Here is a 1,957-nt window from a genome sequence, read left to right as displayed (position 1 = left end):
TACAACGTTCTGGCGTGAACCCTGTAGGAGCGAGGCTTGCCCGCGAAGAGGCCGGAATGAACAAAAACAATCCTTCAGACCAGCTCTTTAAGCCGATGCCACAACATCCCCAACGCCAACAACGGCGACCGCAAATGCTTGCCACCCGGGAAGGTGATGTGCGGCACCTTGGCAAACAGATCGAACCCGCCGCTGTGCTGCCCACTGATGGCCTCGGCCAGCAACTGTCCCGCCAGGTGCGTGGCATTGACTCCATGACCTGAGTAGGCCTGGGCGTAATACACATTCGGCTGGTCCTTGAGCCGACCGATCTGCGGCAGACGATTGGCGCCGATACCGATCATCCCGCCCCATTGGTAATCGATCCGGACGTCGCCCAGCTGCGGGAACACCTCCAGCATCTTCGGTCGCATGTAGGCCGCGATGTCCTTCGGATCGCGACCCGAATAGTGACAGGCACCGCCAAACAACAAGCGACGGTCCGCTGAGAGCCGGTAGTAATCCAGCGCCACCCTCTGATCGCAGACTGCCATGTTCTGCGGCAGCAGCGAGTGCGCCAGTTCTTCGCTCAACGGCTCGGTGGCGATGATGTAGCTGCCGGCGGGCAGGACTTTGCCGCTCAGCTCCGGATTCAGATCATTGAGGTAGGCGTTGCAGCCCAGCACCAGGGTTTTGGCGCGGACCGAGCCTTGAGCGGCATGAACCCGGACCTCGGGGCCATAATCGATGCGCGTCACCGCCGAGTGTTCGAACAGCTTCACGCCTGACAATTTCGCGGCGGCTGCTTCACCCAACGCCAGGTTCAACGGGTGCAGGTGACCGGAGCCCATGTCGATCAGACCTCCGACATACCGGTCGGAACCGACCACCGTATGCATTTCGTGAGGTTGCAGCAGGCGCGTTTCATGGCGATAACCCAAGCTGCGCAATTCCTCGGCATCTTCGGCGAAGCCTTCAAGATCGCGGGGTTTGTTGGCCAGGTCGCAGTATCCCCAGGTCAGGTCGCAAGGAATTTGAAAACGCTCGACTCGTCGGCGGACGATCTCCACTGCTTCCAGGCCCATCAGCTTCATCTCACGCACCCCGTCGGTGCCGATGATGTTGGCGAACTGATCAAGGCCGTGGCCGACCCCGCGAATCAACTGCCCGCCGTTGCGCCCGCTCGCTCCCCAGCCGATCTTGCGGGCTTCGAGCAGCACCACGCTGAGCCCGCGTTCTACCAGTTCCAGCGCGGTATTGAGCCCTGAGAACCCGCCGCCGACCACGCACACATCGGCCACCAGGTCGCCCTTGAGCACGGGGTGGTCAAGCTGCTGCAAGCTGCTGGCGGCATAATAGGAAGCAACGTGCGGGGCGCGGGCATTCATGCGCTTCATCCTGATTTTTTGTGTCTATGAGGGGGCGGAGCATAAGCCTGACCTCCAGAGCGGGCAACATCGGTCGGTTGCCACTGTCTGGATGGCTGCATTTGCCGCAAAATCATGGCGTATTTCGACATCGGTCCTCTTTTCCATGAGCTGCAACAGTCAGAAAATCCGCACCCTGCGCCAACAGATTCCCTCGTTCGAGTGCGTACCCGGCTGCCACGACTGCTGCGGGCCGGTGACCACCTCGCCGGAAGAAATGTCGCGCCTGCCGCGCAAGACCCGGGCCGAGCAGGATGCGGCGATGGAAGAACTCAACTGTGTGCACCTGGGGCCGAATGGATGCACGGTGTATGAAGAGCGACCGCTGATCTGCCGGCTGTTCGGCACCACCCAGACCTTGCCATGCCCCAATGGGCGGCGGCCGGTGGAGCTGATTCATCCGCGGGTCGAGAAGCAGATATTCGAGTACATGGCCTCGAATCGGCAGGTGCTCGTCTAGATATAGACCGAGTTGCTCCTATCGCGAGCAGGCTCGCTCCCACAGGGGGCTGTGTACACAGATCCATTGTGGGAGCGAGCCTGCTCGCGAT

The 1,957-nt window shown here is 61.2% G+C and carries 2 protein-coding genes; one reads left to right on the top strand and one right to left on the bottom strand.

The features are described from left to right. Positions 1-74: 74 nt before the first annotated feature. Positions 75-1,367 (bottom strand): NAD(P)/FAD-dependent oxidoreductase, encoded by a 1,293-nt coding sequence (locus ACW9JE_RS30470; RefSeq protein ID WP_224540784.1) that lies wholly within the window; start codon positions 1,365-1,367, stop codon positions 75-77. A gap of 145 nt (positions 1,368-1,512) precedes the next feature. On the opposite strand from ACW9JE_RS30470, the gene ACW9JE_RS30465 reads away from it, so the two are divergent. Beyond that, positions 1,513-1,866 (top strand): YkgJ family cysteine cluster protein, encoded by a 354-nt coding sequence (locus tag ACW9JE_RS30465; protein WP_457434874.1) that lies wholly within the window; start codon positions 1,513-1,515, stop codon positions 1,864-1,866. Positions 1,867-1,957: the final 91 nt, after the last annotated feature.

The sequence above is a fragment of the Pseudomonas sp. SDO55104_S430 genome (assembly GCF_054070595.1).
This window is presented reverse-complemented; position numbering and strand designations above follow the sequence as displayed.

Bases quoted from the DNA above. Each gene is read 5' to 3' on its own strand.
- ACW9JE_RS30470 (WP_224540784.1), bottom strand. From the start codon at position 1,367: ATGAATGCCCGCGCCCCGCACGTTGCTTCCTATTATGCCGCCAGCAGC.
- ACW9JE_RS30465 (WP_457434874.1), top strand. From the start codon at position 1,513: ATGAGCTGCAACAGTCAGAAAATCCGCACCCTGCGCCAACAGATTCCC.